We start from the raw sequence: 22,873 nt of genomic DNA on the forward strand, positions 1-22,873 counted from the left end.
TCGCGGCCGGGCTGGTTCCGGTGGCGCACGGCTGCGACGGCGTTGGGGGCGGTGCGGGTCGCGGCCGCGTGCTGTGGGATCTTCGGGATCAAGCCGGGGCAGCACATGGTCCCCGGTGCCGGCCCGTGGTCGGGTCTGGTCGAACACGGTGTCCTGGCGACGAGTGTGGACGACGCCGCGCTGGCGCTGTCGGTCCTGGCGGCGCGGCCGGACCTAGCCGAGGTGGATCCACCCGGCCGACTACGCATCGGACTGGCGGTGGATCCACCTTCTCGCCTGCTGCGCGTCGACCGGCACTGGACGGCCGCGGCCCGCAGAGCGGCCTCGGTGGCCGCGGCGGCGGGCCATTCGGTGGAACCGACCGCGCTACCGTACGGAAACGCGCTGCTCGCGGCCTCGCTACGCTGGCTGGCCCTCGGCGCCCGCGATGTCCCAGCGCTATCCGAGCCCGGCAGGCTATCCCGGAGAGCCCGGCACCGCCTGGCTCTGGGCCGGACGGTGCATCGGTTGCGGCTCGCGCGTCCCGCCCACATCGACCGGGTGGAGGCGCGACTACTGGAGTTCTTCGAGCGTTACGACGTGGTGATCACTCCCACTCTCGCCGCCCCGCCGCCGATGGCGCGGGCCTGGCACTTCCGCAATCGGCCTGCCACGCTGCTCAGCAGCGCGCGGTTCGCCCCCTTCACTCCGCTGTGGAATCTGGTCGGCTGGCCCGCCGCCTCCATCCCAATGGGCGTCGACCGGCTGTCGGGTACGCCGGTGGCCGCTCAGCTCGCCGGACCACCCGGCAGCGAATCCACCCTGCTGCGACTGGCCGCGCAATTGGAGGCCCGCCGTCCGTGGCAGCGCACCGCCGCCGAGGCACCGCCGGGCCGGGTCAGACGCTGACCGGCGACTGCTGCGCGGCGAACCCGCCTTCGACGGCCCGCCCGGCGAACTCGAGGATGGTCGGCCGGTTGTCGTCGGCCCGCCACGCTACGGCGAGCTCGCAAGGCGCGAGCCCCGACACGGGGCGCGCGGTCAACCCGGGCCAGCGGTACATCGGCACGTTGTTCTCGGCGAGCAGGCACACGCCCAAGCCGAGACTCACCGCTTCCAGCTTGTCCTCGGCGGTCGCGGCTTCGGCGCCGATCTTCGGCGGACGGCCGCCGCGTCCGTCGTTGCCGAGCCAGAAATCGCGCACCGCACCGGCTTCGGTGGGCAGCGCGACGAACGGTTCGTCGAGCAGATCGGCGAATTCGATGGTCTCCGAAATCGCCAGCGGGTGGTTCTCCGGAAGCAGCACCCAGCGCGGCTCGGTGCGCAGCACCTGCCACCGGTAGCGGCTCTGGTCCGGCAGCGGCAGCCAGACCAGCGCGAGATCGGCCTGACGCCCCGCGAGCCCGCTGGAGGGATCGGTCCAGGAGGCCGCGTGCAGTGCGAGACGATGTCCGCTCGCACTCTCCAGATCGCTGAGCAGACCGCGGCCCAGGGTGGATTGGATGCCCACGCGCAGCACCTCGCCCGCCTCTTGCAGCGAGACGTTGGTGACCTCCCACAGCTCCAGGATCTTGCGGGCGCCTTCGAGCAGCTCCTTGCCCGCGACGGTCAGCGCGACACTGCGCTGGTTGCGGTCGAAAAGGACCACGTCGAGCTGACGTTCCAGCTGACGGATCTGACGCGACAGGGTGGGTTGAGCGATGTGCAGCCGCTGAGCGGCGTTGGTGAAATGCAGTTCCTCAGCGACGGCGACGAAATACCGCAGGTCGCGCAAATGCGGGTCCATAGCCCCTTGCTATCAGAATCGGTCCGGAATTTCCAGCCTTATCAGGCCGAAAAGTTCGGATACGGGTGCCGAAACAGTCGGCAGGTTTGTTAGAGACAGCATATTGCCTGCGATGGTGCTGCGCACCAGGCGGTTGGCGAATTCTCGGCATGCTCTGGCCATCTACCATCTCGTTCCCCGACCTGGGCGCTTGACCAGCATGAATGAGGGTGGATCGGAAGTGTTTGTGGCGGATTGTGGACACCTTGTGGCCATCGAGTGCTCGGCTGGGAATTTGCCCACGACCGGCGGCGGGGCGCGAGCGGCCGCTGACGTGATTTTCCTCACAACACCGGTTCGAGTGTGTCGCTCCTGATGTGCCCGCGAACACAGGGAGGCGCCGCGGCCGAGACGAACCCGGCCGCGGCGCCTCGTTTGCCGCGTCGCGCTCACGCGCCGCGAGCGCGCTCCTCGTAGGCCTTGCGCTTCTCGGCGTCGACGTCGTCGAGGAAGGCGCGGCCGGACCCGAGCGCCCGGCCGATGCCGTTCCCGAGCGCTTCCGGCAGCAGACCGACGAACTGGGAGATGAACCCGGCCACCGCGGTCACCCTGACCTTCGACTTCGGCGCGACGATCAGCTTCGCGACGGCGTCGGCGATCTCTTCCGGCTCGGCGGCGCGTAGCAGCCTGGGCGCGGTGACACCGGATCCGAGTTCGGTGTTGGTCAGCGTGGGCAGCACCGAGGAGAACCGCACACCGGTGCCGCGGTACTCCTCCCGCAGCGTGTCGGTGAAGCCGAGCACCGCGTGCTTGCTGGCGTTGTAGGTGGCCAGGCCCGGGATGTGGGTCTCGCCCGCCAGCGAGGCGATGTTGATGATGTGCCCGCTGCCGCGCGGCAGCATCCGGCGCAGCGCCAGCTTGGAGCCGAGGATCACGCCGTAGACGTTGATGTCCAGGATCCTGCGGGTCAGCGGATCCGGCTCATCGACCAGCTTGCCGGTCGGCATGATGCCCGCGTTGTTGATCAGCACGTCGATCGGGCCGAGCGTGCGCTCCACCTCGTCGAGGAATCCGTCGAACGAGTCGTGATCGGTCACGTCGAGCTTGCCGTAGAGCTCGAAGCCGCGTGCCGTGCCCGACTCCTTGACCGTGGTCTCGTCGATGTCGCCGATCGCGAGCTGCGCCCCGAGGGCCTGCAGCGTGGTCGCGGTGGCGAGCCCGATGCCGCGGGCCCCACCGGTGATGACGACGACCTTGCCGCGGATCTGCTCGGCCGCGGTCACTTGTCGTCCCCCTTCAGCTTCAGCAGGGCCGGAAGGTCGAGGCGGCGCAGGCCCCTTGCGCCCGCCGCCCGCATGGCGCCGAGCGCGAACAGCAGCTTCGGCATCGAGTACGGATACCAGAACAGTTCCTTCTTCTGGGTCGGCAGGATCGGCGTGGTGATCGCCTGTTGGCGGCAGTACTTGCGCACGCCGTTCGCACCGCCCCAGCGGGCGCCGACGCCGGAAAGCCCCCAGCCGCCCATGGGCAACGCGTAGCTGAACAGGTTGGCGAAGACGTCGTTGATGTTGACCGCGCCCGCGTTCAGCTGCCGGGCGACCCGCTCGCCCCGCTCTTTGTCACGGGTCCACACCGAGGCGGAGAGGCCGTAGACGGAGTCGTTGGCCAGCCGGATCGCCTCGGACTCGTCGGCGACCTTCATCACCGGCAGCGTCGGACCGAAGGTCTCCTCGGTGACACAGGACATGGTGTGGTCGACGTCGACAAGCACGGTCGGCTCGAAAGCGGTGCCGAATCCGGCCCGCTTGCCACCGGTGAGCACCTTGGCGCCCGCCGCGACGGCCTCGTCGACGTGGCGCTGCACGATGGCCACCTGGTTCTCGTTGGCCAGCGCCCCCACGTCGTGTTTCGACTCCCGCCCGTCGAGACCTTGACGCAGCGCCTCGACGTTCGCGGTGAGCTTGGCGACGAACTCGTCGTACACCGGCGCTTCGACGTACACCCGCTCCACCGAGATGCAGACCTGGCCGGAGTTGAACATGCCGCCGAAGGCGATGCCGTGCGCGGCACGATCCAGATCGGCGTCGGCCAGGACGATCGCCGGGTCCTTGCCGCCGAGTTCCAGGCTGTAGGGCACCATCCGCTCCACGCACGCGGCGGCGATCTTGCGGCCGGTCGCGGTGGAGCCGGTGAACTGGATGTAGTCGGCGTTGCCGACCACGGCCGCTCCGGTCGCGCCCGCCCCGGTGACCACCGCGAAGACCGGCGGCGCGCCGATCTCGGCCCAGCCTTCGGCCAGTTCGATCGCCGAGAGCGGGGTCACCTCGGATGGCTTGAGGATGACGGCCGCTCCGGCGGCCAGCGCGGGGAACACGTCCATCACCGGCATGGCCAGCGGGAAGTTCCACGGCGTGATGACGCCGACCACCGGATAGGGCCGGTAGACCGTGGTCAGTCGCTTGACCCGGGCCAGCGGGCTGTGCGGCGACGGGTGGTCGTCGGCGAGGAATTTGGCTGCGCGGCGGGCGTAGTAGCCGATCAGATCGGTCGCGAAACCCGGATCGATCAGGGCGTCCACCCGGGGCTTCGCGGTCTCCGACTGCAGCACGGTGGCCAGGCGGTCGGTGTTGTCGATCAACCAGTCCTGGAACTTCAGCAGCCAGGCCTTGCGTCCCTCGGGGCCGATCGCCTCCCACTCCGGCTGGTACAGCCGCAGTTCGCGGACCTTGGCCGCGACCGCGTCCGCGGTCTCGTCCGGCACCGTGCCGACGACCTCGCCCGTGCCGGGATTGCGCACCTCGATGACGGCGGGGCCGTCGGTCTTCGCGGTCGTTTCGCGTGCCTGCGCCTTCTCGTTCGCCGGCGCTGGTTCGGTGTTGGTCACTGCTGTTCTCCCACTGACGTTGTGTTGAACCGCGGTCTGCTGACTGCTGTGAGGCAGGCCACTGAACTATGATCGTGACACAATCCGGAGAGACTTTCTTGGCCCGAATTGTCAAGGAAACCGGGCCATTTTGTTTCAGCGAGACAAATAATGGTTCTGTGTTCGCCGAGCCTGAGGAGAGGGCGATGACCGCTGGGCCTTCGCCGGGCGGCGCGGCCCGGCCGAGCCCGGCTCCCGACGAAGTGCGCGACTGGCTCGCCGAGTACGTCTACGAGACGACACGCGCGGAAGTGCTCGAGCGCATCGTCACCCGGCTCGACGACGTGATCATCGCGCGCATCCCCGAACTCGCCGATCGCGATATGCGCCGCGACCTCGCGGCCAGCACCAGGGCGCACGCCAGGATCGTGCTCAGCCGCCTGGCCAGCGACACCTTCGAGTTCTCGCTGCCGGAGGAAGCGCACGCGTTCGCGCGCAGCGTTGCCAGGCGCGGCTTCGAGCTGCGGTTGCTGCTGCGGGTCTATCACGTGGGCATGGAGGCGGTGCTGGACTACATGACCGAGGTCGTCGAGCAGCGGCGGGCCACGCCGGAGTTGGAACGCATGGTGCTGCTGCGACTGTTCGAGCGGGCGACCAAGTGGATCAGCACCTCGGTCGAATTGCTCACCGACACCTACATGGAGGAGCGTGAGCAGGTGCTGCGCGCCGCGCTCAATCGGCGTGCCGAGACCGTCCGCGCGCTGCTGGAGGGCGACGACGTGGACATCGATCAAGCGTCGGTGCGGCTCGGATACCGGCTCTCCCAGCAGCACCTGGCCTTCGTGCTGTGGACCGACGAGCCGACCGGCGAGCCCGCCGGAGGGGACGCGGAGGCGACCGGACTGCTGGATCGGGTCGCGGCGCGGCTGGCCGCGGCTCTGGGCAGCGCGCGGGTGCTCACCGTTCCCTCCGGGGCCAGCGCGATGTGGGCGTGGGCCGGTTCGGACGACGGGGAACACGGCGCCGAACTCGCGGTGCCGGGAGAAGTGGAGCGGCTGGCCGCGGCGCAGATCGAGGCGCCGGTGCGGGTGGCGTTCGGCGTGCCCGCCGCAGGGATCGCCGGTTTTCGTCGCAGTCATCGCGAGGCGGTCGCCGCGCGGCAGGTCGCCGAGCGAGCACCCGCGGGCGGACGGCGGGTCACCGGATATCGAACGGTCGAGATCGCCTACCTGGCCGGTGCGGACGAAGCGGCCATGCGAGGGCTGGTCGAGCGGGAACTGGGCGCGCTGGCGTCCAGGGACGCGCATGCCGCTCGGCTGCGCGAGACGCTACACGCCTATCTGCGCAACCAGCGCAGCCCGGAGGCCACGGCGAAGGTGCTCGGAGTACACAAGAACACGGTCCGCTACCGCGTGCAGCGGATCGAACAGCTGTTGGGATATCCGATCGAAGAGCGCGGGCTGCCGTTGGAGATCGCGCTGGTGTGCGTCGCCGTCTACGGCGCCGACGCACTGCCCTGACCGGCCCGCCTATTCTCCCGCGGCCTCACGAGCGGCGATGCGGCGCAGCGGTGGCTCGGTCGTCGGCGCCACCCTGCGGTCGGGTAACTCGGCGAGCAAGGTGGTGGTCGCCTTTGCGATGGCCGCGACGGCCTTGTCGACGGCCGGTTTGGTGGTCGAGCTCAGGCCGGACACGCCACCGACCTTGCGCACGTACTGCAGTGCGGCGGCATAGATCTCCTGCTCGGTTGCGGCAGGTTCCAGACCACGCAGGACGGTGATGTTTCTACACATGCGAGCACACTAGCCCCAGATCACGACATGCGTCAGGGCAAGGAGCAACCGAGGCCGAAATCGGTTCTTCGCCCATCCGTGAATACTCGAGCGTCCGCCGTACGGGATGGGGAACAATCGGTGGCATGTCTGCGCGCGGTGTACCCACCTTGACGACCTTTCCGTACGCGGAGCTGGACGAGCGGGAGGAAGACCATTGGTCCGGCGCCGCGGTATCCGACGACGAACTGCGAGCGCTGGCCCTCGGGGCCTTCTATTCGGCGCGCTGGGATGCCTTCCACGACGCGCTGCTGCTCGGCCCGGAACGCGCGCATCCGCTGGGTGACCGCCGCGAGCTGGCCATCGACACGCTCACCGGAGCGTGGGGCATCACCGACGGCACCGAGGCGCAGGCGTCGATGGAGCAGTTGCTCGACGGCATGCACGCGCCGCTGTACGCGCTGGTGCACCCGCTGGTGACGGCGTCGATCAACGCCAGCGAGCGCGATCGTTTCGGTGAGCGTGCCGACCGGCACCGCGCGTTCCTGCGGCAGGTCGGCGCGTTTCGCGGGATGGACAATCCCGAGGCGCTGGTGCGCGACTACGACATCTGGTCGCAGGCGATCAAGATCGGCTTCACCGACCATCTGGCCCGGCCGCTGCCCAGCGACATCCACGCCTGGGATCTGGCCAGGGTGGTCGCGGTGGCCAGGATGGCCTACACGGCCGGATACCTCGACGCCGACCTCGCCTGGAGCTATCTGGCGCGCGCCCTGCCGCTGGCCCAGAGCAAGTACCGCAACTGGCGCCAGTTCGGCGACGCCTACCTCACCGGCTGGACCTACTGGCAGGCCTGCGAGGACTTGGCCGAGCTGAAGAACGGCGGCGTCGACCGCCGCAAGGAGTTGCTGCGGCTGTGGCTGCGCCCCACCAGCCCGTGGCGGCGGGTCGCGCTGAACTCAGCTCCCGTCGGGGAGTGAGCGCAGGATCCCACGGCCGTAACGCTGGAACTGCGCGTCGTCGACCATGCCGAGGGAGTGCCGCTCGACCAGCAGCTCCCATTCCGAATACAACTGCGCCACACCGGGATCCGCGGATCCCGCGGCGCCGTCGGCGGATTCGCGGCGCACCGCGAAGTTCACCGCGCAGATGACCCGGTCGGTGTCGGCGCGGTCGACGCCCGCGAAATGCAGCGTCCGGCTGCCGTCGTGCACCTCTATTCCGGTCGCGCCGCGCCCGGGACCGATCTCGCCGCGACCCGCGGTAGGCGTATCGGTGACGCGCGCCCACAACACCACGGGAATCGGGAGTTCGTACGCGTACCGGCTGTCGCCGATGGCGACGAACAGCAGGCGCGTCGTCGTCGCGGCGAGCAGGCCGGAGCCGTTGCCCGCCGGCGGGTGCGCGACCGCGACGGCGGTCTCCAGGACATACTCGTCCGGCGTCACGTAACGATGCAGAGCCGCTATCGCCGGCTTCGCCTCGCGGCGCGGTGACATCCTGCGGGTCGCCCGTTCCACGTCCGCGCGGGTGGGACCGCCGCGGCCCCAGGTGGGGGTGGGCGGACGCAGGTCCGGCGCCGCCACGTCGATGCGCTGGGTGGCCAGGATGTGCGCGTTGATGCGGTCGACGATCTCGGTGGCCGCGGGAACGTCGTGCTCGGCGATGATGACCGGAAGGGGGGTGCGGTCCGCGGGAACGCCGGTGAGCACGGGCGTCGGGTAGCGCAGATAGATCTCGATGACGACCGCGTCGTCCGCGCGCCGGTTCAGCCGGACCTTCAGCAGATCGGAGACCGGGACATCGAGCACGCGCTCGCCGTCGGATCCGGGTCGCAAGACGATCAACCTGCCGCGGCCGTGACGCAGTATCGCTGTTGGTGTCCGTAACTCGACTATGTCCATACCCCCTGCGCTCGTGTCTGGTCTGCGGCGCTCCCGGGGCCCTTCGTGGTGTGCGAGCTACCGCCTGGGTGGCCCGTCGCTCGCGCCGCGATGTTGTGTCGTCGCTCACGATAGGCCGAACATGCCATGATTGTTGCCACTTGGAGGAAGCCGAACCGGAGACATCGGGAACCACCGTCGGTCTCCGGCCGTTTACCTCTTTAACTGCACCTGCAGCCGAACTGCGCGATGTATCGAGTAGACCGTACGCGGTAACGTGGCTTGTCCGCATCCGAACCCCCGCGGAACCGGACGCGCCAGACGCATCGCTAGGCAAGAACCGGAGACACCGGAAAGGACTGGCCGCCCCGGCCGACGCTCTATGAACCGCAAGACAGTGTTTCGCACCCTGGCCATAGTCTCGGGCATCCTGCTCGTGATCTATGCGTTCAGCTACTTCGGCAACGACACGCGGGGCTGGAAGAGCGTCGATACATCGGTTGCCCTGAGCCAGCTCGAGAACAAGAGCAACGTTCAGAACGTCCAGATCGATGATCGCGAGCAGCAGCTGCGCATCGAGCTGAAGGACGGCAACGACGCCACCGGCGGACAGAACAAGATCATCGCGAAGTATCCGGGCGGCAGCGAGACCTCCGCCCAGATCTTCTCGGCCGTGAAGAACTCCGGCGCCCCGTACAACACCGTGGTCAAGCAGGAGAGCTGGTTCACCCAGATTCTGCTGTTCGTGCTGCCCATGGTCATCCTGCTCGGCCTGTTCATCTTCGTGATGGCGCGGATGCAGGGCGGCGGTCGCGGCGGCATGATGGGCTTCGGCAAGTCGAAGGCCAAGCAGCTGTCGAAGGACATGCCCAAGACCACGTTCGCCGACGTGGCCGGAGCCGACGAGGCGGTCGAGGAACTCTACGAGATCAAGGACTTCCTGCAGAATCCGGTCCGCTACCAGGCCCTCGGCGCCAAGATCCCCAAGGGCGTCCTGCTCTACGGCCCGCCCGGCACCGGTAAGACCCTGCTGGCCCGCGCCGTCGCCGGCGAGGCCGGTGTGCCGTTCTTCACCATCTCCGGTTCGGACTTCGTGGAGATGTTCGTCGGCGTCGGCGCTTCTCGCGTGCGCGATCTGTTCGAGCAGGCCAAGCAGAACAGCCCCTGCATCATCTTCGTCGACGAGATCGACGCGGTCGGCCGCCAGCGCGGCGCGGGCCTCGGCGGCGGCCACGACGAGCGCGAGCAGACCCTCAACCAGCTGCTGGTGGAGATGGACGGCTTCGGCGACCGCACCGGCATCATCCTGATCGCCGCCACCAACCGTCCCGACATCCTCGACCCGGCGCTGCTGCGTCCCGGCCGGTTCGACCGGCAGATCCCGGTCGGCAACCCGGACCTCGCCGGTCGCCGCGCCATCCTGCGCGTGCACTCACAGGGCAAGCCGATCTCCCCGGACGCCGATCTGGACGGCCTGGCCAAGCGCACCGTCGGCATGTCCGGCGCGGACCTCGCCAACGTGATCAACGAGGCCGCACTGCTCACCGCCAGGGAGAACGGCGCGGTGATCACCGGCGAATCGCTGGAGGAGTCGGTCGATCGCGTGATCGGCGGTCCGCGCCGCAAGAGCCGGATCATCAGCGAGCACGAGAAGAAGATCACCGCTTATCACGAAGGCGGCCACACCCTGGCCGCCTGGGCGATGCCGGATATCGAGCCGGTCTACAAGGTCACCATCCTGGCGCGCGGTCGCACCGGCGGCCACGCCATGACGGTGCCCGAGGACGACAAGGGCCTGATGACCCGCTCGGAGATGATCGCCCGCCTGGTCATGGCGATGGGCGGCCGCGCGGCCGAGGAGCTGGTGTTCCACGAGCCGACCACCGGCGCGTCCTCCGATATCGACCAGGCCACCAAGATCGCGCGCGCGATGGTCACCGAGTACGGCATGAGCGCCAGGCTCGGCGCGGTCCGCTACGGCCAGGAGCAGGGCGACCCGTTCCTCGGCCGCTCGATGGGCATGGGTTCGGAGTACTCGCACGAGGTGGCGGGCGCGATCGACGTGGAGGTGCGCAACCTGATCGAGGCCGCGCACACCGAGGCGTGGGCGATCCTGAACGAGTACCGCGACGTGCTCGACGATCTGGCCACCGCGCTGCTGGAGCGGGAGACGCTGCACCGCAAGGATCTCGAGCAGATCCTCGCCTCGGTGCAGAAGCGCCCGCGGATCACCGCCTTCAACGATTTCGGCGAACGCGTCCCCTCGGACAAGCCGCCGGTGAAGACCCCGGGCGAGCTGGCCGCCGAGCGCGGCGAGTCGTGGCCGCCGGAGCCGGTGGTGAAGCCGGTGGCCGCGGCCGCGCAGCGCGAGCCGCAGCCCGCCAACGGGTATCCGCCGCACGAAAGCGGCTACGGCGCTCCGCCGCAGTACGGCCGCCCGTCCGCGCCCGGCTACCCGCTGCCGCAGGCGCCCGCTCCGGCCTATCCGCGCCAGGGCACGCACGGCTCGCGGCCGGACTACGGCGCTCCGGCGGGATGGTCGGCTCCCGGCTGGCCGCCGCGCGACGAGCCGCAGCAGGGTCAGCCCGGCTGGGGCGATCCGCAGCAGCCGCGGCACGGCTACCAGCAGTGGGGTCCGCAGGGCTCGCCCGAGGGCGGCTACGACGGGGACGGGTACGGCGACCGCGGCGGTTACGACGAGCCGCGTCGCACGAATCCGAACGGCGAGGGCGACGGTGATTGGGATGGACCGAACGGTCGTCACTGATCAGTGACGATTAGGCTCGACCATCTGGGGTGCCGAGAGATTGCCGGTGCCCGGGGAGTTTGGAGGTGTCCTCGATTGTCGGCCAACGAGTATGGCGGTGGTCACACCCTCGCCGAAGCGGATAGTGCGGAACGCGATGGTGCCGACATCGGCGTGCCGGAGCCGGGCCTCGTGGCACTGGAGACGGGCCGATCGTTCGATCAGGCACGAGCCGAAGCGGCGGTACGGGAGTTGCTGATCGCGGTCGGCGAGGACCCGGACCGGCCCGGACTGCTCGAGACGCCGGCCCGGGTCGCGCGCGCCTACCGGGAGACCTTCGCCGGGCTCTACGTGGAACCGGATTCGGTGCTGAACACCACCTTCGACGAAGGCCATCAAGAACTCGTCCTGGTCAGGGACATCCCGATGTACTCCACCTGTGAGCACCACCTGGTGTCCTTTCACGGTGTCGCCCACGTCGGTTACATCCCCGGCCCGCACGGCCGGGTCACCGGCCTGTCCAAACTCGCCCGTCTGGTCGACCTGTACGCCAAGCGCCCGCAGGTGCAGGAGCGGCTGACCAGTCAGATCGCCGACGCGGTGATGCGCAAGCTGGACCCGCGCGGCGCGATCGTCGTGGTCGAGGCCGAGCACCTGTGCATGGCGATGCGCGGCATCCGCAAGCCGGGCGCGAGCACGACCACCTCCGCGGTACGCGGACTGCTGCAGTCCAACGCCGCCTCGCGCGCCGAGGCGCTCGATCTGATCCTGCGGAAGTGAGCGGGCCCGCGGTGACCGAACCGGGGCGCTTCGAAAGCCTCGGCGCCCGTGACGGGCGCTCCTGCGTTGTGATGGGCGTGGTGAACGTCACCAGCGATTCGTTCTCCGACGGCGGGCGATACCTCGATCCCGAGCTGGCCGTCGCGCACGGCGTTCGGCTGCACGCCGCGGGCGCGGACATCATCGACGTCGGCGGCGAGTCGACCAGGCCCGGCGCGGTCCGCATCGACGCGGCGACCGAGACCGCACGGGTGACACCGGTCATTCGCGGACTGGTCGCGGCGGGCGTGCCGACCAGCGTGGACACCATGCGCGCCGCCGTCGCCGAAGCGGCGATCGATGCCGGGGTGTCGGTGGTGAACGACGTCTCCGGCGGCCGTGCCGATGCCGACATGGTGCGCGTGGTGGCTTCCGCGCGGGTTCCGTGGATCCTCATGCACTGGCGGGCGGGCGCCGACTACCGGCACACCGGACCGGCGGACCACTACGACGACGTGGTCGCGGAGGTGCTCGCCGAATTGACCGCGCAGGTGGACTCGGCCGTCGCCGCCGGCGTCGAGCCGTCCCGGCTGATCCTCGACCCCGGCTTGGGCTTCGCGAAGAACGCCGAACACAACTGGGCCCTGCTCGGTGCGCTGCCGGAATTGGTCGCGCACGGGCTTCCGGTCCTGATCGGAGCGTCCCGCAAGCGGTTTCTCGGTTCGCTGCTCGCCGACGAGTCGGGACCGCGTCCACCGGACGGCCGGGAGACGGCCACCGCGACGATCTCGGCACTGGCCGCGTTGCACGGCGCGTGGGGCGTCCGGGTGCACGACGTGCGCGCCTCGCTGGACGCCATCGCGGTCACCGACGCGTGGCAGAATGCCGCACGGCAGCGCGCCGCACAGCACGACCCCGCCCGATCCAGTGCGCAAGGAGCTCAACGATGAGCCGGTCCCCGGTCCACGCCGAAGACGATGCACCGCCGCGTGAGTCGGCGATCCGGCGCGGCGCCGACCGCATCGAGTTGCGCGGCCTGCGCGCCTACGGGCACCACGGCGTGTTCGACCACGAGCGCCGCGACGGCCAGGAGTTCCTGGTCGACCTGACGGTATGGGTCGACTTCGACGTGGCCGCGGCGTCCGATGATCTGGCGGCCACCGTGGATTACGGAGCGTTGGCCGAGCGCGCGGTGCGGATAGTCCAGGGCCCGCCGCGCAATCTCATCGAAACGGTGGTGTCGGAGATCGCCGACGACGTGATGACCGATCCGCGGATCAGGTCGGTCGAGGTGGTATTGCACAAGCCGTCCGCGCCGATCCCGCACACGTTCGCCGATGTGCGGGTGATCACCTCACGTCACCGGGGGGAGTCCGCCGAATGAGCGAGCGGAACTGCGGCGCGGCCTTTTTCACCGTGCCGGGTGCCGCGGAGGCGCGCCGATGACCCGTGCCGTGCTGTCCATCGGTTCGAATCTGGGTGACCGGCTCGCGCACCTGCGCAGCGTCCTGGACGGGTTCGGCCATCGCGTACTCGCGGTCTCCGCCGTGTATTCCACCCCGCCCTGGGGCGGCGTCCCCCAAGGCGACTACCTCAATGCCGCTGTGCTGGTGGAAGATCCGGCTTTCGGCTGCGCCGACTGGCTGCGTCGCGGACAGGAGCTGGAGCAGGCCGCGGGACGGGTGCGCGAAGTGCGCTGGGGCGCGCGCACACTCGACGTGGACGTGGTGTGGTGCGCCGAACTGCGCGAGGGTGTGCCGGTCGCGTGCCGCAGCGCCGACCCGGATCTGATCCTGCCCCACCCGCAGGCGCATCGACGCGCCTTCGTGCTGGTGCCGTGGCTGGACGTGGCGCCGGACGCGGTGCTGGAGGTCGACGGCGCACCGCACGCCGTGGCGGATCTGCTGGCCCGGCTCGATCCGGCCGAGCGTGCCGGGGTGCGTCGCACCGAGTTCTCGCTGACGGGCGCGCCGTCGTGAAACTGAAGCCGACTCGCATTCTCGACCTCGTGGCGAACGTGCTGATCGCCGCGATCGTCGCGTGGATCGCCACCCGGGTGGCCTATGACAGCTTTCCGCCGATCTCGATCTTCGCGGGCGCGTCGCTGTACCCGGTTGCCGCGATCGAGGCGGTGCTGGCTTTCGTCATCCGCGCTCGGGTCAACGACCACCAGATCGGCGACGGACGTCACCAGTTGCATCCGATCACCGCGGCCCGCGCCGTCGCGTTGGCCAAGGCGTCGGCGCAGGTCGGCTCGATCGCCGCGGGTATCTGGCTGGGCTTCCTGTGCTGGGTCTTCCCGCAGCGCGGCACGCTGCGCGCGGCCGCGGCCGACAGCCCCGGTGCGATCGTCGGGATGCTGGCGGGGGTCGCTTTGGTTGCTGCGGCCCTCTGGCTGGAGTACTGCTGCCGGGCGCCGGAGGACCCCACCGACGATGCGGCTACTACATAGCTAGTGTTACGAACGGGATCACAAAACCAGAATCTGGGCGTGGCGGGAGCAATTGGCTACCCTGGCTGGCATGGTTTCACCCTCCCGTAGCAGCACTTCCCGTGGACGGCGGGACGACGCGGGAAAATTCTTGGTCGGCGTCCTGATCGTGCTCGGTCTGGTTGCCAGTGTTTTCCTGATCTTCAGCAATAGCGTCGAGTTCGTACGGGTAGGTCTGGTCGCGGCGCTGTGGGCCGCGGCGATCGGGGCTCTGGCTGCGACGAAGTACCGCAAAGAGGCGACGATCGACAAGGCGAAGGTCCGCGATCTGCAGACCGTCTATCAGTTGCAGCTGGAGCGGGAGATCACCGCGCGACGTGAGTACGAGCTCGGCGTGGAGGCGCGGGTACGCGAGGAAGTGGGCGCCGACGCGACCGAACTCGCGGCCCTGCGCGCGGAGCTCACCGTGCTGCGGCAGAGCCTGCAGCGGTTGTTCGACGGTGATCTGCCGATGGATCGCCCCGCGTTGCGCGCCGACGCGACCAGGATCCAGGAGCTCACCAGCTCCGGCACGGAATCGGGGAACAATAGCTCCGCGAATGCCGGGATGTGGTCGATGTTCGAAGACCAGCAACCGCGTAGCAGTATGACGCCGATCTTCGAGCCCGATCATCCGGAGCCACCGGTTTTCGCCAGCCCCTTCGACGATCCGGTCACCGCGGAGACCGCGGTGGTGTCCGTCGACGACGACGACGAGCGGGCCGAGGCGGAGCGGGCGCATTACGCCGAGCCGCGCGGCTGGGCCGACGCCTTCACCGAGTCCGTGGACGAGCCGCTCGACGAGCCGCCCACCCAGCCCGCCGCCCGGCCCCGGCCCACAGCGGAACCGGCCCCCAAGCCTGCGTCAGCGCCCACCATGGGCACGCCGAGCGCGCGCAGGCGCCGCCGGGCCGGGAGCGACGACGAGTCGCCGTCGCGCCGTCTCTCGGTCGCGGAGATCATGGCCAACCTGCAATCCGAGGAGCGCGAACGCCGGTGATCGGGGCCGGGCCGCGGCCGCGCACTGCGGCCTAGATCACGCGCACACCCCGTGGCGGCGGGGAAGAACCTGTAGATATCCTCTTGGCGTACCGTCCGGTACCCGCATGGCGGGACTGGAACGACATCGAGAGGACAACGTTGACCTCGAGAAGCGTGAATTCCGACAACGCTGCTTCGGGCTACGACCCCGCGCCCGCACGCCTGACGGTGGGAATCGTCTCGGCGGGACGCGTGGGTTCGGCATTGGGCGTCGCACTCGAGCGCGCCGGACACGTGGTGTTCGGCGTCTGCGCGATCTCCGACGCGTCGGTGCGCCGTGCCCGGACCCGGCTGCCCGATTCGGAGATCCTGCCGATCGAACAGGTGGCCGCCCGCAGCGAGCTGCTGTTGCTGGCCGTGCCCGACGCCGAGCTTCCCGGCCTGGTCCGGGGGCTGGCCGGTGCGGGAGTCGTCCGGCCAGGCACCATCGTCGCCCACACATCCGGTGCGAACGGCGTCGGTGTGCTCGCGCCCCTGGCCGATATCGGGGCGCTGCCCCTGGCCATCCACCCGGCGATGACCTTCACCGGGCACGACGAGGACGTGAGCCGGCTGGGCAACGCGTGCTTCGGCATCACCGCCGCCGACGAGGTCGGCTACGCCATCGCGCAGTCGCTGGTCATCGAAATGGGCGGCGAGCCGGTCCGGGTCCCGGAGGAGAACCGGCCGCTGTACCACGCCGCGCTCGCGCACGGCAGCAATCACCTGGTCACGGTGATCGTCGACGCGGTGGCCGCGTTGCGCGCCGCCTTGGCCGGACCCGGCCTGATGGGCCAGCAGTTGGTCGACGAGCAGCCCAACGGGCTGGCCGAGCGTCTGCTCGCGCCCCTGGCGTCGGCGGCGCTGGACAACGCCTTGCGCCGCGGCCAGGCCGCGCTGACCGGGCCGGTCGCCCGTGGCGACGCGGACGCGGTGGCGGCGCACCTGACGGCGCTGGCGGCGGTCGATGCCCGGCTGGCCGAGGCGTATCGCGCGCTGTCGCTGCGCACCGCGGAACGCGCAGGCACCGCCCCCGCCGTCATCGAACTGCTGGAAGGACGCTGATGTTGGACCCGAAATTGCGCGGTGCCTACCGGCCCGGCGCGCTGACCGTGCACCACGATCCCGCCGTGCTCGGCGCGGTGTCCGCGGCCCTGCGCGGCGTCGGCCGGACCGTCGCGCTGGTGCCGACCATGGGCGCGCTGCACGAGGGGCACTTGGAGATCGTCCGGCTGGCCAAGCGGACCAACCAGGTGGTCATCGTCTCGATCTTCGTCAACCCGCTGCAGTTCGGGGCGAACGAAGACCTGGACAAGTACCCCCGGACGCTGGACGCCGACGTCGAGTTGCTGCGTGCGGAGGGGGTCGAGCTGGTATTCGCCCCCAGCGTGTCGGACATGTATCCGGACGGCCCGCGCACCACGGTGCACCCCGGCCCGCTCGGCGCGGAGCTGGAAGGGGCCAGCCGCCCCACCCACTTCGCGGGCATGCTCACCGTGGTGGCCAAGCTGCTGCAGATCGCGCGGCCGACGGAGGCGTTCTTCGGCGAGAAGGACTACCAGCAGCTCACCTTGATCCGGCAGATGGTCCGCGACCTGAATTTCGACGTCCGGATCACCCCGGTGGTCACCGTCCGTGAGCCGGACGGCTTGGCCATGTCCTCGCGCAACCGCTATCTCGACCCGGTGCAGCGCGAGTCGGCGCTCGCTTTGTCGGCCGCCCTGTCGGCGGGCAAGCACGCGGGCGGCCTCGGCGGCGACGCGGTGCTCACCGCCGCCCGCCAGGTGCTCGACGCCGCGCCCGGCGTGGACGTCGACTACCTGGAACTGCGCTCGGCCACCCTGGGTCCGGCGCCTGCCACCGGCAACGCCAGATTGCTGATCGCGGCCCGGGTCGGCGCCACCCGGCTCATCGACAACATCGCCGTCACGCTCGGCGCTCCGATCGACGGCCATCCCAACGTTTCCGGTTCGCGGTCCGCCGTGGACTCCCAGCCCGTCCCGGCGGCGTCGAATCCCGCCCCGCTTCCTCCCGCGAACTAGAAAGGTCGACGCAATGCTGCGCACCATGATGAAGTCGAAGATCCACCGTGCGACCGTCACGCACGCCGACTTGCACTATGTCGGCTCGGTCACCGTGGACCAGGACCTGCTCGACGCCGCCGACCTGCTGGAGGGCGAGCAGGTCTGCATCGTCGACATCGACAACGGCGCCCGCCTGGAGACCTACGTGATCGCGGGTGAGCGGGGTTCGGGGGTCATCGGGATCAACGGCGCCGCGGCGCACCTGGTGCATCCCGGCGATCTGGTGATCCTGATCGCCTACGGCCAGCTGAACGAGCAGGAACTCGCGGAATACGCCCCCAAGGTCGTGTTCGTCGACGAGCGCAACCGCCCGGTGGAACTCGGGTCGGACCCGGCGCACGCGCCGGAGGGCTCCGGCCTGACCTCGCCGCGCTCGCTGTCGTTCGTCTGAACAGCGGCGATCCGGACATGTTGCTGACCATCGATGTCCGCAATACCAGTATCGAACTCGGCTTGTTCTCCGGTTCCGGAGCACATTCGAAACTGGTGCGCCACTGGCGGATACACACCAATCCGTTGCTGACCGCCGACGAATTCGCCATGCAGGTGCGCGGGTTGGTCGGCGCGCAACTGGACGAGGTGATCGGCGTCTCGGCGCTTTCGACAGTGCCGCCCGTCCTGCGCGAACTGCGCGGCATGCTCGGCCAATACTGGGGTCATGTTCCGCATGTGTTGGTGGAACCCGGTGTGCGCACCGGGATTCCGCTGCTGGTGGACAATCCGAAAGAAGTCGGCGCCGACCGCATCGTCAATTGTCTGGCCGCTTACCAGCGGTATTCCGGGCCCGCGATCGTCGTCGATTTCGGCACGGCGATCTGTGTCGACCTGGTGTCGAAGAAGGGCGAGTTCCTGGGTGGGATCATCGCGCCCGGTGTGGAGATCTCCACCGAAGCCCTGGTGGAACGCAGTGCGCTGCGGCGTGCGGAGCTGACCAGGCCACGGTCGGTGCTGGGGAAGAACAGCATGGAATGCATGCAGTCGGGCGCGGTATTCGGTTTCGCCGGGCTGGTGGACGGCCTGATCGATCGGATTCGCGACGAGTTCGACGCCTTTGCCGGCGACGACGTCGCGGTGGTGGCCACCGGCGCGACCGCACCGCTGATCGTCCCGGAATCCGAAACGATCGACGACCACGATCCGCATCTCACGTTGACCGGCCTGCGGCTCGTATACGAACGCAACCAGCGGCGCAAGGGAAATGTCTGATATGCGCGGTGTCGGATTTGTCGCAGGCCGGGGACTTGTCGGCACCGCGTCGCATGCTGTTAAACTCCCTCTCGTGACTTTCTACGCGAGCACCCAGGAGTGTTGTCGAGGCTGACGTGCCTCGACCGATCGAGGCTGACTTCCCGCCCTCGACCGTTACCTTCCTCCTGGAGATTCGCTCATGCGTTCTTCTGTCCTTTCCCTTTCTTCCGCGCGTACCGCGCTGTCGGCTACTCCGCCGGTGGAACGCTCGGTGGCGCCCGCACTGCCCACCCGGCTGCGCCCGGCCGATCTGCTGCGACTGACCGACGAAGGCGCCGAGGACGTGCTCGCCGGGCGTTACGACCACTTACTTCCCGCCGGTGGGAAATGGCCGGACGACGAGCGCTGGGCGACCAGGCTGCTCTCCGACGACGAGGTGGACGTCTGGCTGATCAGCTGGACGCCGGGCAAATCGACCGAGCTGCACGACCATGCCGGGTCGCTCGGCGCGCTCACCGTGCTCAGCGGCGCGCTGTCCGAATACCGTTGGAACGGAACGGAACTGCGTTGCCGCACGCTGGCGGCGGGTGACCAGGCCTCGTTCCCGATCGGCTGGGTGCACGACGTGATGCGGGCGCCGGCCGCCGTGCCCGGCGCCGTCGAATCCGCAGGCCCGCTCGATCCGACGCTCAGCGTGCACGCTTATTCCCCGCCGCTCACCGCCATGTCGTATTACGAGGTGACCGGCCACGGCACCTTGCGGCGCACTCGAACCGTCCTCACCGACCAGCCCGAAGGTGACATGTGATGACCCGTTTGACCATCGATCAGATGCTCGAGAACGCACGGGCCCAACTCGACCGGATCTACGCCTTCGAATTGCCGGAAGCCATCGAGCGCGGCGCCATTCTGGTGGATATCCGCCCACAGGCGCAACGTGGACGCGAGGGCACTTTGCCCGGCGCCTTGGTGATCGAGCGCAATGTCCTGGAATGGCGGCTGGACCCCACCAGTTCGGCCCGCTTGGCGCTGGCCGCCGATCACGACGTGGAATGGATCGTCGTCTGCTCCGAGGGCTATACCTCCAGCTTGGCCGCCGCGGCGCTACAGCAACTCGGGCTGCACCGGGCGACCGATCTCGTGGGTGGCTACCAGGCGCTGAAGGCCGCCGGGCTGTTGAACGTCGCCGTCGGGGCGCCGCACTTCGTGCGCGAGGCCGAGGCCCTCGCCTCCCTGTAATTCCCCGCCGACACTTCCATCTCGAAATAGCCGGGCGTGCAGGTGTTTTCGCACACACTATGATGCGCACCGGCTATTTCGCGTCTCGGCGGTGCGGGCCGGGGCGTCCCGGATGGGGCGTCGCATCGATACCGTTTCGTTACTCCCTGCCGGAGTCCGGGCGGCCCGCAAAACGATTTCCGGTGCACGCTAGGGTTGTTCGATGTGAGCACCCCGAACTCTGCATCTTCCAGCGCGTCGACATCGGAATCGCGGCCCGCCGTGGCGCCCGCCGCCGACGATGCCCCGGAGCAGATACGGATTCGCCGGGAGAAGCGGGAGCGGCTGCTCGCGGCCGGTGGCGAGGCGTATCCCGTCGTCGTGCCGCGCACACATACCCTGGCGGAAATTCGGGCCGCATATCCCGACCTGCCCGCCGACACGGCCACCGGGCAAGAGGTGGGCGTCGCCGGTCGCGTCATATTCCTGCGTAATACCGGCAAGTTGTGTTTCGCGACACTGCAGGAAGGCGACGGCACCAAGCTGCAGGCGATGATCAGTCTGAACGGAGTCGGCGCGGACGCGCTGGCCGCCTGGAAGGCCGACGTCGACCTCGGTGACTTCGTTTTCGTGCACGGCGAGGTCATCTCCTCGCGAACCGGCGAACTGAGCGTCATGGCCGATTCCTGGTTCATGGCCGCGAAGGCCCTGCGGCCGTTGCCGGTGGCGCACAAGGAGATGAACGAGGAGTCGCGGGTCCGGCAGCGCTATGTCGACCTGATCGTGCGCCCTGAGGCCAGGGAGATGGCCCGTACCCGCATCGCCGTGGTGCGCGCGCTGCGCAACGCGCTCGAGCGCAGGGGCTTCCTGGAGGTGGAGACGCCGATGCTGCAGACGCTGCACGGTGGCGCCGCGGCCAGGCCCTTCGTCACCCATTCCAACGCCCTGGACATGGACCTCTTCTTGCGCATCGCGCCCGAGTTGTTCCTGAAGCGCTGCGTGGTGGGCGGCTTGGAGCGGGTCTTCGAGATCAACCGGAACTTCCGGAACGAGGGAGCGGACTCCACGCATTCGCCCGAGTTCGCGATGCTCGAGACGTATCAGGCCTACGGCACCTATGACGACTCGGCGGTGATGATCCGGGAATTGGTGCAGGAGGTGGCGCAGGAGGCGTTCGGTACGCAGGTGGTGACCCTGGCCGACGGCACCGAATACGATCTGCGCGGCGAGTGGGCCACCGTCGAGATGTATCCTTCGCTGTCCGACGCGCTGGGTGTGCAGGTCACTCCGGAAACTTCGGTCGCCGAATTGCGCGCACTCGCGGATCGGGTCGGTCTGGAAATTCCGGAGGGCAAGGGCTACGGCCACGGGAAACTTGTCGAGGAACTCTGGGAACACCAGTATGGCGACAAGCTGTACGCACCGACTTTCGTGCGCGACTTCCCGGTGGAGACCTCCCCGTTGACCAGGCAACATCGCAGCACCGCGGGAGTCACCGAGAAGTGGGATCTCTATGTGCGCGGCTTCGAGTTGGCCACGGGCTATTCGGAGTTGGTCGACCCGGTGATCCAGCGGGAGCGGTTCGTCGATCAGGCCCGATTGGCCGCGCAGGGCGACGACGAGGCGATGGTGCTGGACGAGGACTTCCTCGCCGCGATGGAGCACGGCATGCCCCCGACGACCGGAACGGGTATGGGAATCGATCGGTTGTTGATGGCGCTCACGGGTTTGGGAATCCGAGAAACGATACTGTTCCCAATTGTGCGTCCGGTCACCAGGTGACCACTGGATTGCAAAGCAGCGGCTCCGTCTTGGAATTTCCGAAATTCGAGGTATTCTTGCCTCGGGTAATCGGCCTAGTATGCGGGTCGCACGATTTCGAGAGGACGTTCATCTCATGGCAAAGAAGGTCACCGTTAGCCTGATCGACGATGTCGACGGTGAGTCCATCGCAGACGAGACCATCGAGTTTGCGATCGACGGTGTGTCGTACGAGATCGACCTGTCGTCGGCAAATGCGGCGAAGCTGCGCGACGGTTTGGAGGAGTGGGTTTCGAATGCGCGCCGGGTCAGCGGCCGGCGCCGGGTCAAGGCCGCCGCTGCCGCGACGGGCACTCCGAAGAGCCGCGTCTCGATCGATCGGGAACAAAGCGCCGCAATTCGTGAGTGGGCGCGCCGTAATGGCCACAAGGTGTCCGCGCGGGGCCGCATCTCCGCCGACATCACCGACGCGTACAACAAGGCCGCGAAGGGATAGTTCTTTTTCCGGCCGCCGTCCCGGCGAATCGTGCGACGTCGGGGCGGCGGTCTTGTTTGTGATAGGGCTTCGATATAGCAGCGAGACCGGGATCGCATGGTGGCCCGTCGCGGCGGCTGATCGATCTTGCTCGTGGTACCCGGACGCGGCACCATGGAAACGTGCGACGGTCACTGGCGGTATGGAGAGGTGAGGTATCGGCGCAGTGACAGGATTCGTCGGATCATTCTTGCGGTTCACCGATGACGCCGGTCGGCAGCAGGAGTTCACGCTCACGCCCGACCGCGGACGCGTCACGATCGGTCGCTCCCCGCATGCCGATCTCGCCCTGAGCTGGGACGCCGAGGTCTCCCGGCTGCACGCGGCGGTGGAATACCTGGGCGCGCACTGGACCATCGTGGACGACGGACTCTCCCGCAACGGCACTTTCGTCAACGGGGACCGGCTGGTCGGCCGCCGCAGATTGATGGCGGGCGACGTCATTCGGGTCGGTACCTCGCGGGTGTCCTTTCACGACTTCGGCGGCGTGTCCGACGACATCACCCGCACCTCCACCGGCTCGATACCCACCGCCCGGTCGCTCACCGAAACGCAGCGCTCGGTCCTGATCGCGCTGTGCCGCCCGTACAAGCACGGCGCCGGCTTCGCCACTCCCGCCTCCAATCAGCAGATCGCCGAGGAACTGTTCCTGAGTGTCGACGCGATCAAGACCCACCTGCGCGCGTTGTTCGCCAAGTTCGGGGTGGAGGATCTGCCGCAGAACCAGAAGCGGGTGCGGCTGGCTGGACTGGCCATGCAGAGTGGGCTCATTTCCGATCGGGATCTGTGAGACGTCCACCGTAGACGCTCGCGTAGCCGGTCGAGCTTCT

The 22,873-nt window shown here is 68.7% G+C and carries 24 protein-coding genes; 19 read left to right on the top strand and 5 right to left on the bottom strand.

Annotated elements, in window-relative coordinates; translation table 11 throughout:
* Positions 1-888, top strand: an 888-nt coding sequence (locus ON21_RS01845) for an amidase family protein (protein WP_245562426.1), incomplete at its 5' end; no start/stop codon positions are given.
* Here the strand turns inward: ON21_RS01845 and ON21_RS01850 are convergent.
* The 3 genes from ON21_RS01850 to ON21_RS01860 all read right to left on the bottom strand — a co-directional run bounded on the left by ON21_RS01850 (position 878) and on the right by ON21_RS01860 (position 4,628).
* Complete coding sequence (locus ON21_RS01850; protein ID WP_039794639.1) at positions 878-1,765, bottom strand: LysR family transcriptional regulator; 888 nt, start codon at positions 1,763-1,765, stop codon at positions 878-880. The two genes, ON21_RS01845 and ON21_RS01850, sit on opposite strands and share 11 nt — an antisense overlap.
* A 428-nt stretch (positions 1,766-2,193) precedes the next feature.
* The gene (locus ON21_RS01855) at positions 2,194-3,027 is read right to left on the bottom strand and encodes an SDR family oxidoreductase (RefSeq protein WP_039794642.1); all 834 of its coding nucleotides are present in this window, start codon (positions 3,025-3,027) and stop codon (positions 2,194-2,196) included.
* Entirely contained in the window at positions 3,024-4,628 is a 1,605-nt protein-coding gene (locus ON21_RS01860) for an aldehyde dehydrogenase family protein (protein WP_039794643.1), read from the bottom strand. The genes ON21_RS01855 and ON21_RS01860 overlap by 4 nt, the downstream gene beginning before the upstream one ends.
* A gap of 185 nt (positions 4,629-4,813) precedes the next feature.
* On the opposite strand from ON21_RS01860, the gene ON21_RS01865 reads away from it, so the two are divergent.
* Positions 4,814-6,127, top strand: coding sequence for a PucR family transcriptional regulator (locus tag ON21_RS01865; protein WP_039794644.1), 1,314 nt, complete (start codon positions 4,814-4,816; stop codon positions 6,125-6,127).
* A gap of 9 nt (positions 6,128-6,136) precedes the next feature.
* On the opposite strand, the gene ON21_RS01870 is transcribed toward ON21_RS01865, so the two are convergent.
* Positions 6,137-6,400 (bottom strand): DUF2277 domain-containing protein, encoded by a 264-nt coding sequence (locus ON21_RS01870; RefSeq protein ID WP_039794646.1) that lies wholly within the window; start codon positions 6,398-6,400, stop codon positions 6,137-6,139.
* A 125-nt stretch (positions 6,401-6,525) separates the two neighbouring features.
* Between ON21_RS01870 and ON21_RS01875 the strand changes: the two genes are divergently transcribed.
* Positions 6,526-7,359, top strand: a complete 834-nt coding sequence (locus tag ON21_RS01875; RefSeq protein WP_039794648.1) for a DUF1266 domain-containing protein — start codon at positions 6,526-6,528, stop codon at positions 7,357-7,359.
* Here the strand turns inward: ON21_RS01875 and ON21_RS01880 are convergent.
* The gene (locus tag ON21_RS01880) at positions 7,339-8,217 is read right to left on the bottom strand and encodes a hypothetical protein (protein WP_245562427.1); all 879 of its coding nucleotides are present in this window, start codon (positions 8,215-8,217) and stop codon (positions 7,339-7,341) included. The genes ON21_RS01875 and ON21_RS01880 overlap by 21 nt on opposite strands.
* A gap of 427 nt (positions 8,218-8,644) precedes the next feature.
* Here ON21_RS01880 and ftsH point away from each other — a divergent pair, with 427 nt between their 5' ends.
* The 16 genes from ftsH to ON21_RS01960 all read left to right on the top strand — a co-directional run bounded on the left by ftsH (position 8,645) and on the right by ON21_RS01960 (position 22,833).
* Entirely contained in the window at positions 8,645-11,029 is a 2,385-nt protein-coding gene (gene ftsH, locus ON21_RS01885) for an ATP-dependent zinc metalloprotease FtsH (protein WP_039794654.1), read from the top strand.
* 147 nt (positions 11,030-11,176) lie between these two features.
* The gene (gene folE / locus ON21_RS01890; RefSeq protein ID WP_174372111.1) at positions 11,177-11,788 is read left to right on the top strand and encodes a GTP cyclohydrolase I FolE; all 612 of its coding nucleotides are present in this window, start codon (positions 11,177-11,179) and stop codon (positions 11,786-11,788) included.
* A 71-nt stretch (positions 11,789-11,859) separates the two neighbouring features.
* Positions 11,860-12,717 (top strand): dihydropteroate synthase, encoded by an 858-nt coding sequence (gene folP, locus ON21_RS01895; RefSeq protein WP_051020192.1) that lies wholly within the window; start codon positions 11,860-11,862, stop codon positions 12,715-12,717.
* Positions 12,714-13,151 carry a dihydroneopterin aldolase gene (gene folB, locus ON21_RS01900; RefSeq protein WP_083880356.1) on the top strand — a complete coding sequence of 146 codons (438 nt, stop codon included), beginning with the start codon at positions 12,714-12,716 and terminating at the stop codon, positions 13,149-13,151. Before folP ends, folB begins: the two co-directional genes overlap by 4 nt.
* A gap of 58 nt (positions 13,152-13,209) precedes the next feature.
* Positions 13,210-13,746, top strand: a complete 537-nt coding sequence (gene folK / locus ON21_RS01905; RefSeq protein ID WP_039794659.1) for a 2-amino-4-hydroxy-6-hydroxymethyldihydropteridine diphosphokinase — start codon at positions 13,210-13,212, stop codon at positions 13,744-13,746.
* 2 nt (positions 13,747-13,748) lie between these two features.
* On the top strand, positions 13,749-14,219 hold the full coding sequence (locus ON21_RS01910) for a DUF3180 domain-containing protein (RefSeq protein ID WP_039794690.1): 471 nt from the start codon (positions 13,749-13,751) through the stop codon (positions 14,217-14,219).
* Positions 14,220-14,289: 70 nt separating this feature from the next.
* A complete protein-coding gene (locus ON21_RS01915; RefSeq protein ID WP_051020184.1) occupies positions 14,290-15,237 on the top strand; it encodes a DUF6779 domain-containing protein in 948 nt (315 codons plus the stop codon).
* A 155-nt stretch (positions 15,238-15,392) separates the two neighbouring features.
* Entirely contained in the window at positions 15,393-16,322 is a 930-nt protein-coding gene (locus ON21_RS01920) for a Rossmann-like and DUF2520 domain-containing protein (RefSeq protein WP_039794663.1), read from the top strand.
* A complete protein-coding gene (gene panC / locus ON21_RS01925) occupies positions 16,322-17,299 on the top strand; it encodes a pantoate--beta-alanine ligase (protein WP_039794664.1) in 978 nt (325 codons plus the stop codon). Before ON21_RS01920 ends, panC begins: the two co-directional genes overlap by 1 nt.
* 13 nt (positions 17,300-17,312) lie before the next feature.
* The gene (gene panD, locus ON21_RS01930; protein ID WP_039794666.1) at positions 17,313-17,732 is read left to right on the top strand and encodes an aspartate 1-decarboxylase; all 420 of its coding nucleotides are present in this window, start codon (positions 17,313-17,315) and stop codon (positions 17,730-17,732) included.
* Between the two features lie 17 nt (positions 17,733-17,749).
* Positions 17,750-18,547, top strand: a complete 798-nt coding sequence (locus ON21_RS01935) for a type III pantothenate kinase (RefSeq protein ID WP_039794667.1) — start codon at positions 17,750-17,752, stop codon at positions 18,545-18,547.
* A gap of 181 nt (positions 18,548-18,728) precedes the next feature.
* On the top strand, positions 18,729-19,337 hold the full coding sequence (locus ON21_RS01940; protein WP_083880357.1) for a cysteine dioxygenase: 609 nt from the start codon (positions 18,729-18,731) through the stop codon (positions 19,335-19,337).
* 8 nt (positions 19,338-19,345) lie between these two features.
* A complete protein-coding gene (locus ON21_RS01945) occupies positions 19,346-19,768 on the top strand; it encodes a rhodanese-like domain-containing protein (RefSeq protein WP_039794693.1) in 423 nt (140 codons plus the stop codon).
* Positions 19,769-20,029: 261 nt separating this feature from the next.
* The gene (gene lysS / locus ON21_RS01950; protein ID WP_039794670.1) at positions 20,030-21,529 is read left to right on the top strand and encodes a lysine--tRNA ligase; all 1,500 of its coding nucleotides are present in this window, start codon (positions 20,030-20,032) and stop codon (positions 21,527-21,529) included.
* 115 nt (positions 21,530-21,644) lie between these two features.
* On the top strand, positions 21,645-22,004 hold the full coding sequence (locus ON21_RS01955; protein ID WP_039794672.1) for a histone-like nucleoid-structuring protein Lsr2: 360 nt from the start codon (positions 21,645-21,647) through the stop codon (positions 22,002-22,004).
* 205 nt (positions 22,005-22,209) lie between these two features.
* Positions 22,210-22,833 (top strand): FHA domain-containing protein, encoded by a 624-nt coding sequence (locus tag ON21_RS01960; protein ID WP_039794674.1) that lies wholly within the window; start codon positions 22,210-22,212, stop codon positions 22,831-22,833.
* The last annotated feature ends 40 nt before the right edge of the window (positions 22,834-22,873 follow it).

It is taken from the genome of Nocardia araoensis NBRC 100135, assembly GCF_000308435.1.
Lineage (GTDB): Bacteria > Actinomycetota > Actinomycetes > Mycobacteriales > Mycobacteriaceae > Nocardia > Nocardia araoensis.

Coding starts and splice junctions, on each gene's coding strand:
- ON21_RS01850 (WP_039794639.1), bottom strand. CDS start 1,765: ATGGACCCGCATTTGCGCGACCTGCGGTATTTCGTCGCCGTCGCTGAG.
- ON21_RS01865 (WP_039794644.1), top strand. CDS start 4,814: ATGACCGCTGGGCCTTCGCCGGGCGGCGCGGCCCGGCCGAGCCCGGCT.
- ON21_RS01870 (WP_039794646.1), bottom strand. CDS start 6,400: ATGTGTAGAAACATCACCGTCCTGCGTGGTCTGGAACCTGCCGCAACC.
- ON21_RS01875 (WP_039794648.1), top strand. CDS start 6,526: ATGTCTGCGCGCGGTGTACCCACCTTGACGACCTTTCCGTACGCGGAG.
- ftsH (WP_039794654.1), top strand. CDS start 8,645: ATGAACCGCAAGACAGTGTTTCGCACCCTGGCCATAGTCTCGGGCATC.
- folP (WP_051020192.1), top strand. CDS start 11,860: ATGGGCGTGGTGAACGTCACCAGCGATTCGTTCTCCGACGGCGGGCGA.
- folB (WP_083880356.1), top strand. CDS start 12,714: ATGAGCCGGTCCCCGGTCCACGCCGAAGACGATGCACCGCCGCGTGAG.
- folK (WP_039794659.1), top strand. CDS start 13,210: ATGACCCGTGCCGTGCTGTCCATCGGTTCGAATCTGGGTGACCGGCTC.
- ON21_RS01915 (WP_051020184.1), top strand. CDS start 14,290: ATGGTTTCACCCTCCCGTAGCAGCACTTCCCGTGGACGGCGGGACGAC.
- panC (WP_039794664.1), top strand. CDS start 16,322: ATGTTGGACCCGAAATTGCGCGGTGCCTACCGGCCCGGCGCGCTGACC.
- panD (WP_039794666.1), top strand. CDS start 17,313: ATGCTGCGCACCATGATGAAGTCGAAGATCCACCGTGCGACCGTCACG.
- ON21_RS01935 (WP_039794667.1), top strand. CDS start 17,750: ATGTTGCTGACCATCGATGTCCGCAATACCAGTATCGAACTCGGCTTG.
- ON21_RS01940 (WP_083880357.1), top strand. CDS start 18,729: ATGCGTTCTTCTGTCCTTTCCCTTTCTTCCGCGCGTACCGCGCTGTCG.
- ON21_RS01955 (WP_039794672.1), top strand. CDS start 21,645: ATGGCAAAGAAGGTCACCGTTAGCCTGATCGACGATGTCGACGGTGAG.